A 7,327-nucleotide genomic window follows, 5' to 3' on the forward strand; every position below is an offset into this window, starting at 1 on the left:
CCGGGCGGGGACGACCGGGCGGGGACGACCGGGCGGGGACGACCGGTCAGCGATACCGGTCGCACCGATCAGGCGGCCACCACCTCGGCCGCCTGCTGGGCGATCGCGAGTTCCTCGTTGGTGGGGACGACGAACACCGCCACCGTGGAATCGTCGGTGGAGATCTTGCGTGGTTGCCTGCTGCGCACCGCGTTACGGTCGGGATCGATGACGATCCCATAGTTCTCCAGGCCGGCCAGCGAGTCGGCGCGCACGGTGGTCGCGTTCTCCCCCACCCCGGCGGTGAAGGTGATCGCGTCGACCCGGCCGAGTTCGATCATGTAGGCGCCGATGTAGCGGCGCAGGCGATGGATGTAGACATCGTAGGCCAGCTTCGCCGACGCATCGCCCGCGGCGAGCTTCTCGGTGACCGAACGGAAGTCGTTGTCACCACACAGGCCCTTGAGCCCGGAGTTCTTGTTCAGCAGGGTGTCGATCTGGTCGGCGCCGAGTTTCACCACCCGATGCAGGTGCAGCACGGCGCCGGGATCGATGTCGCCGCTGCGGGTCCCCATGACGAGCCCTTCCAGCGGCGTCATCCCCATACTCGTGTCGATCGGGGCACCACCGGCGATCGCCGACGCCGACGCACCGTTGCCGAGATGCAGCACGATCTGGTTGACCTCGCCGGCCGGTTTGCCGAGCAGTCCGGGAACCTTGCCGCTGACGTACTCGTGACTGGTGCCGTGAAAACCGTAGCGGCGGATGGCATGGAGCTTCGCGACACCACGATCGATCGCATAGGTGGCAGCGGCCTCGGGCAGGGAGTGGAAGAACGCGGTGTCGAAGACCGCCACCGACGGCACATCGGGCAGCAACTCCCGGGCCGCCTGGATTCCGGTGAGATTCGCCGGATTGTGCAGCGGTGCGAGGGTGGAGATCCGGTCGATCTCGCTGATCACCTCGGTGGTGATCAGCGTGGGCCGGAAGAACGACCGCCCGCCGTGTACCACGCGGTGCCCCACCGCACTCAGACCTGCTGCGGCCAGGTCGATCCCACCGTCGGCGAACAATTCCATCACCCGGCGGATCGCGGCGGTGTGATCGGGCAGTTCGATCTGCTCGGTCACCTCCAGCCCGCCCTGCGAGTGGGTGATCGACCCGCCGTGGTCGCCGATCCGCTCGGCGATGCCCTCGGCGGTGACCTCACCCGATTCGGGATGGACCAGTTGATATTTCAAGGACGACGACCCCGCGTTGAACACCAGGACCGAGCCCGCGATACCGTCACTCACCGTTCGACTCCCCCGCCCCGGTACCGGCCGTTTCCGCACCCGCCGCCGCTGCATCCGCCTGCTCGGCGTCGCTGCGGCCCGCCAGATTCTGGGCTGTCAGGTTCTGGGCTGTCAGGTTCTGGGCTTGGATCGCGGTGATCGCCACGGTGTTCACGATGTCGTCGACCAGCGCGCCGCGGGACAGGTCGTTGATCGGGCGGGCGATGCCCTGCAGCACCGGGCCGATCGCGACCGCACCGGCGCTGCGCTGCACCGCCTTGTAGGTGTTGTTGCCGGTGTTGAGGTCGGGGAAGATCAGCACCGTCGCGCGACCGGCCACCGGCGAGTCGGGCATCTTGGTGGCCGCCACCGACGGATCGACCGCGGCGTCGTACTGGATGGGACCCTCCACCAGGAGCTCCGGCGCCCGCTCTCGCACCAGTTCGGTGGCGACACGGACCTTTTCGACGTCGGCGCCGGAGCCGGAGCTGCCGGTGGAGTACGAGAGCAACGCGACCCGCGGTTCGATCCCGAACCCGGCGGCGGTGGCGGCCGACGAGATCGCGATGTCGGCGAGTTGCTCGGCGGTGGGATCGGGCACCACCGCACAGTCGCCGTAGGCGAGGACCTTGTCGGCCAGACACATGAAGAACACACTCGACACCGTCGACACCCCGGGCGCGGTCTTGATCACCTCGAAGGCGGGGCGGATGGTGTGTGCGGTGGTGTGTGCGGCACCCGAGACCATTCCGTCGGCGCGTCCGGTGTGGACCAGCATGGTCCCGAAGTAGGAGACGTCGAGCATGCGTTCACGGGCCCGGTCGAAGTCGACGCCCTTGTGCTTGCGCAGTTCGGCGTAGATCCTCGCGAACTCGTCGGTGAGCGGCGAGTTCGCCGGGTCGATCAGCTCCACACCGTCCAGGTCGAGGCCGAGATCCTGTGCACGACGGGCGATCCGCCCCGGGTCGCCGAGGATGATCAGGTTCACCACACCCCGGCGGAGCAGCCGTCCGGCGGCCCGCAGGATGCGGTCGTCGTCGCCCTCGGGCAACACGATGGTCCTGCGGTCGGCGCGGGCCCGCGCGATCAGTCCGTACTCGAACATCTGCGGCGTCATCACCTCGGTGGTGGGCACCTTGAGGACCCGGGTGAGGGTCTCGGCGTCGATGTGGCGGTCCATCAGCTCCAGCGCCGCCTCGATCTTGCGGGCCGATCCGGCCGCCACCCGGCCCCGCGTGTTGGCCGCGGTGCGTGCGGTGTCGTAGGTTCCGTGCCCGCACAGGATGATCGGCAGGGTCGACTCCAGCCCGCCGACGAGTGCATCGATCATCGGATGCGGCCGTAACCCGCCGTTGAGGATGATCCCGGACAACCGCGGAAAGCCTTGTGCGGCATTGGCTGTGACCAGGGCGAGGAGGACGTCGGAGCGGTCGGCCGGGGCGATCACCACGGTCCCCTCCGACAACCGTTCCAGGATGTGTTCGACGGTCATGCCGCCGACCATCACCCGCAACGCCTCCCGGTCGAGCAGTTCCGGATCGCCGCTGAACAGGCTGGCGTCCAGCGCTTCTTTGAGCTCGGCCATGGTGGGGGCCACCAGCACCGGGTCTTCCGGCAGACACCAGGTGGGTACATCCAGGGTCAGGAACGCCGCCTGGATGGCCGGCATCTGTGCCGGATCGCACCGGTTGGCGACGACGGCGGCGGTGGTCGCGTGCATCGCGGCGATCTCGGTGAGCAGGTGGTCGGTGGTGTCGCGGAGCTCGGCGGGGGCTCGTCCGGCGGCTTTGAGCGCCAAGATGATCGGCGCCGACAGGTTGGCCGCGATCCGCGCGTTGTAGCTGAGTTCCGACGGGTTGCCGATGTCGGTGTAGTCCGAACCGATGATCACCACGGAGTCGCAGCGGGACTCGACGGCGTGATAGCGGGCGACGATCTCGGCGATCGCGGCGTCGGGTGCGGCATGCACCTGGTCGTAGGTGACGCCGATGCAGTCGTCGTAGCCGATGTCGGTGGAGGTGTGCTCGATGAGCATCTCGAGCAGATAGTCGCGCTCACCGGCCGCCGCCCGGGAGATGGGCCGGAACACGCCCACGCGCCCGCCGGTGGCGGACAGGAACGCGAGGATGCCGAGGGCGACCGTCGACTTCCCGGTTCCTCCCTCGGCGGAGGCGATGTAGATGCTGGTCGAGGTCGCTGCGTCGTCGCCCATGCCCGTCAGCCTAATGTGTGGACGCCGCCGGCAAGGGCCGCTGCGCACACCCGGTCCGGTGGGAACCGTCTCACTCGTGCCCGGCGGCGTCCGGACCGGTCCGGACGATCGCCCGCACGACCAGGTCGGCGATCTGGTCGTCGGTCAGCGAACTCTCCGGTTCCAGCATCACCGAGAAGATCATCCGCACCAGGAATTCCGCGGCCGCACGGGGATCGGGCACGAGTTGTTCACCGATCGCGGGCTCCAGATCCGGCAGTGCCTGATCGACGATCCGCGACACCAGCGACGGCCCCTCGGTCTGGTCGGTGGTGACCAGTGCCCGGACGATCTCCTCGGGTTCCTTGCGGAGCACGTACTGCAAGGCCTCGTGCTCACGGATATAGGGCAGCACGTTGCGGATCTGCGCACGGATCTTGCCCGCGGCGTCGGGTTCGGGGGCCGCCCACTCGCGCAGCAGCACACGCAGGGTGGCGACCTCACGGTCGACGATCGCCGCGACCAGCGCGTCCCGGCCGCCGAACATCCGGTAGGCGGTCGCGCGGGCCACGCCGGCGTGCCGGGCGACCGACGTCAGGCTCAATGCCTTGGCCCCGAATCGCGAGACCAGGCCGACACCCACATCCACCATGCGATCGCGATCCATGGGAGAAAACGGTATCCGACGGCGGAACGGACTGTCGGCCCCGGCGCCTACGCTGGATGCGACGACCGCCGACCCGACCGGACGGAGACACCACGTGGACACCCGAGCGACCGGCGAGACCGTCGATTCCCTGATGGCCGAGTTGTCCGACCTCGCCGATCCCGCGATCCTGGCGGTCAACGAGCGACACGGCGACGAGCACGCGGTCAATCTCACCAGGCTTCGGGCCGTCGCCAAACGCGTACGCACCGATCATGACCTGGCGTGTGCACTGTGGGCGACCGACGACTCCGCTGCCCGCCTGCTGGCCGTGCTGATCTGCCGGCCCCGGTTGTTCACCGCCGACGAGCTCGACGCCATGCTGCGCCAGGCCCGGACACCCAAGGTGCAGGACTGGCTGATCTCCTATGTCGTCAAGAAGAGCACCCACGTCGAGACCCTGCGGGTGGCCTGGTTCGACGACCCGGATCCGGTGGTGGCGGGCGCGGGCTGGACGCTGACCGGTGATCGGATCGGTTCCGGTGCCGACGGTCTCGACCTGCCCGAATTGCTCACCCGGATCGAAGATCAGATGGCCGACGCCCCGGACCGGTTGCAGTGGGCCATGAACGGCTGCCTCGCCCGGATCGGGATCGACCATCCCGACCACCGTTCCCGGGCCATCGACATCGGTGAGCGGCTGGAGGTGTTGAAGGACTATCCGACGGCGCGCGGTTGTGTGTCACCGTTCGCACCGATCTGGATCACCGAGATGGTGCGCCGTCAGGAGGCCGGCTAGATGGAGATCCGTGACGCGCTGGCGGCCGATGCCGAGGCGATCTGCGACATCTACAACGACGCCGTCGCCCATTCCACCGCGATCTGGAACGACCGCCTCGTCGACGTCGACGACCGGCGTGCCTGGATGGCCGAGCGGCAGCGGTCGGGATTCCCGGTGCTCGTCGCCGTCGACGGGGCGGCGGTGCTCGGTTACGCGACCTATGGTCCGTTCCGTCCCCACGACGGCTTCCGGCATTCGGTGGAACATTCGGTGTATCTGCATGCCGATGCGCGTGGCCGGGGGCTGGGTACGGCGCTGATGCAGGCGCTGATCGTCCGTGCTCGGGCCGCCGGGGTGCATGTGATGGTGGCAGCGATCGACGGCGCCAACACCGGGTCCATCCGCCTGCACGAACGACTCGGCTTCACCCACGCCGGCGCACTCGGCGAGGTCGGCACCAAGTTCGGGTCATGGCTCGATCTCGTGTTCCTTCAGCTCACTCTCGACACGGGCGCCCCGGGCGACGGGCCGCGGGACGCCTGAACGTCGTCGCGGCACCGGGATGAGACCCCGGGTCAGGGCGACCCCCGCCAGACTCAGCGCACCGCCGGCGATACGCAGGCCGGTCGGCACCTCGTCGAGCAGCAGCCACGACAGGATGATCACCAGTGCCGGCACCACGAGCGTCGTCGCGGCCATCGTGCCCGCGTCGGTACGGGCCAGCGCATACGCCCAGGTGGTGAAGGCGACGGCGGTGGGTCCGACACCCAGGAACACCACCCAGCCCAGGTCGGCGGCGGAGGCCTGCCCGACCTCGGTGATCGCGGCGGGGAGGAACGGCAGGGTGACGACGAGGCCCGCGAGTGCACCCCAGAACGTCGCCGACACCGCATCGACCGCACCGAGGGCCACCTTCTGCAGCAAGACCCCGGCCGCGTAAAGAAGTGCGGCGAGCAGCCCCAGCCCCACACCGAGCCAATCGGCGTGGGCACTGCCGCCACCGAAGGTGATCAGGACGACGCCGACGAATCCGATGGCGATACCGATCACGAGTGGCGGCGAGAACCCCTCGCCGAGAAAGAATCCCGCGAACACGGCGACGAGGATCGGGGCGAAGTTCACCAGCAGCGCGGCGGTACCGGCGTCGATATGCTGTTCGGCCCAGTTGAGGACCACGGTGTACGCCCCGAACCATGCGACCCCATAGGCGACCACGAGGGCGAGTGCCCGGCCGCGGGGCGGGATGAACGCCGACCGTAATCGCTTGCGACGCAGAGTGATCACGATCGCCACCAATGCGACCACGGCCACCGCGAGCCGGCCGAGTGCCATCACACCGGGAGTGAACGCGTGCCCGGCCGACCGGATCGCGATGAACGACAACGCCCAGAGCACGACGGTCACCGTTGCCGCGAGCGTCGAGAGGTTCACCGGTTGTCGGGTCATCGACTCATGGTCGCGGTGCGCGAGTCATCACACAAGGCGTTTTGTCTCGACACCGTCGATCCGGTGGTCCGACGATGTCGGTATTCAACTTCGATGGCCCCACGGGTGAACCCGAGTCACCAAGGTGAACCGCTGTCACAAGTTGTCCACAAATGTTGTTCCGCTTTCTTATTCGCTGATTGTTCGCCTATGTGTTCGCTACAATGGAACACATGCAGGGGGAGCTGGAGACCATTCTCGACGCACTCATCGATTGTCGTTTCGACGACGATCCGACCGGGCCGGACGTGTTCACGGATATGCGGACACTGGTCACCATCAGGAACGTCGTCGACGCGTTGACCGCGGCGGGAGCTGGGCATTTGGATCGGCTGGGGGTGGCGCAGCGGCATGGGCACAAACCGATCGCCTTGCTGATCGAGATGGGGTACGCGCCCGCCGTCGCTGCGCGGATGCAGCGGATCGGCACCTCGGCGGTGGTGGAACGCACGTCGAAACATGCTGCCGACGGCGCGATCTCGGGTGAACACGTCGATGCGATCGTGCGCGGGCTGAACCAGATCGGGTTACGCGCCGGGGAGGCTCCGACTGCCGAGACCTGGGCCGAGTTCGAAGGTGATCTGTTGGCGCAGGTGTTGTCGGGTGCCAAACCGGCTGAGGTGATGGCCCGGGCACATCAGCTCGGGGACCATCATGCTGACGATGCCGAGGGTGGACGTCCAGCGAAGGAAGACCGCAATCTGAATGCTCTCGATATCGGGCGGACAGATGATGGGCGGGTCGCTGTCTCCGGGAGTCTGGATGTTGTTGTCGGGGAAAAGTTGGCGACGGCGATCGAGAAGCTGTCGGCCCCGGTCCCGCAACCGGATGGTTCGAAAGACCCCCGCGACGCACCCCGACGCCGGGCTGACGCCCTGGAGATGGTGTTGGATATGGCGGCTGGTGCCGGGGAACGGTCGGTGACCGCGCTACCGTCGGCGTTGATCAATCTGTCGGTGCCCGCGGATACG

General features: G+C 67.8%; 7 protein-coding genes. 3 read left to right on the forward strand and 4 right to left on the reverse strand.

Features of this window, described 5'->3' with window-relative positions:
• Positions 1–68: 68 nt before the first annotated feature.
• The 3 genes from GD1_RS13235 to GD1_RS13245 all read right to left on the reverse strand — a co-directional run bounded on the left by GD1_RS13235 (position 69) and on the right by GD1_RS13245 (position 4,111).
• Positions 69–1,274 (reverse strand): acetate kinase, encoded by a 1,206-nt coding sequence (locus GD1_RS13235; protein ID WP_053776241.1) that lies wholly within the window; start codon positions 1,272–1,274, stop codon positions 69–71.
• The gene (gene pta, locus GD1_RS13240; RefSeq protein ID WP_083534168.1) at positions 1,267–3,465 is read right to left on the reverse strand and encodes a phosphate acetyltransferase; all 2,199 of its coding nucleotides are present in this window, start codon (positions 3,463–3,465) and stop codon (positions 1,267–1,269) included. The genes GD1_RS13235 and pta overlap by 8 nt, the downstream gene beginning before the upstream one ends.
• Before the next feature lie 70 nt (positions 3,466–3,535).
• Positions 3,536–4,111: a TetR/AcrR family transcriptional regulator gene (locus GD1_RS13245; RefSeq protein WP_059037434.1), complete on the reverse strand. Its 576-nt coding sequence runs from the start codon at positions 4,109–4,111 to the stop codon at positions 3,536–3,538.
• A 133-nt stretch (positions 4,112–4,244) separates the two neighbouring features.
• Here GD1_RS13245 and GD1_RS13250 point away from each other — a divergent pair, with 133 nt between their 5' ends.
• Positions 4,245–4,889 (forward strand): DNA alkylation repair protein, encoded by a 645-nt coding sequence (locus tag GD1_RS13250; RefSeq protein WP_053776254.1) that lies wholly within the window; start codon positions 4,245–4,247, stop codon positions 4,887–4,889.
• Positions 4,890–5,414: a GNAT family N-acetyltransferase gene (locus tag GD1_RS13255; protein ID WP_059037436.1), complete on the forward strand. Its 525-nt coding sequence runs from the start codon at positions 4,890–4,892 to the stop codon at positions 5,412–5,414. It begins immediately after the preceding gene.
• On the opposite strand, the gene GD1_RS13260 is transcribed toward GD1_RS13255, so the two are convergent.
• A complete protein-coding gene (locus GD1_RS13260) occupies positions 5,340–6,317 on the reverse strand; it encodes a DMT family transporter (protein WP_059037437.1) in 978 nt (325 codons plus the stop codon). The genes GD1_RS13255 and GD1_RS13260 overlap by 75 nt on opposite strands.
• Before the next feature lie 212 nt (positions 6,318–6,529).
• On the opposite strand from GD1_RS13260, the gene GD1_RS13265 reads away from it, so the two are divergent.
• Positions 6,530–7,327, forward strand: a 798-nt coding sequence (locus GD1_RS13265) for a DUF222 domain-containing protein (RefSeq protein ID WP_169798193.1), incomplete at its 3' end; no start/stop codon positions are given.

This window comes from Gordonia desulfuricans NBRC 100010 (assembly GCF_001485495.1).
Classification (GTDB): Bacteria; Actinomycetota; Actinomycetes; order Mycobacteriales; family Mycobacteriaceae; genus Gordonia; species Gordonia desulfuricans.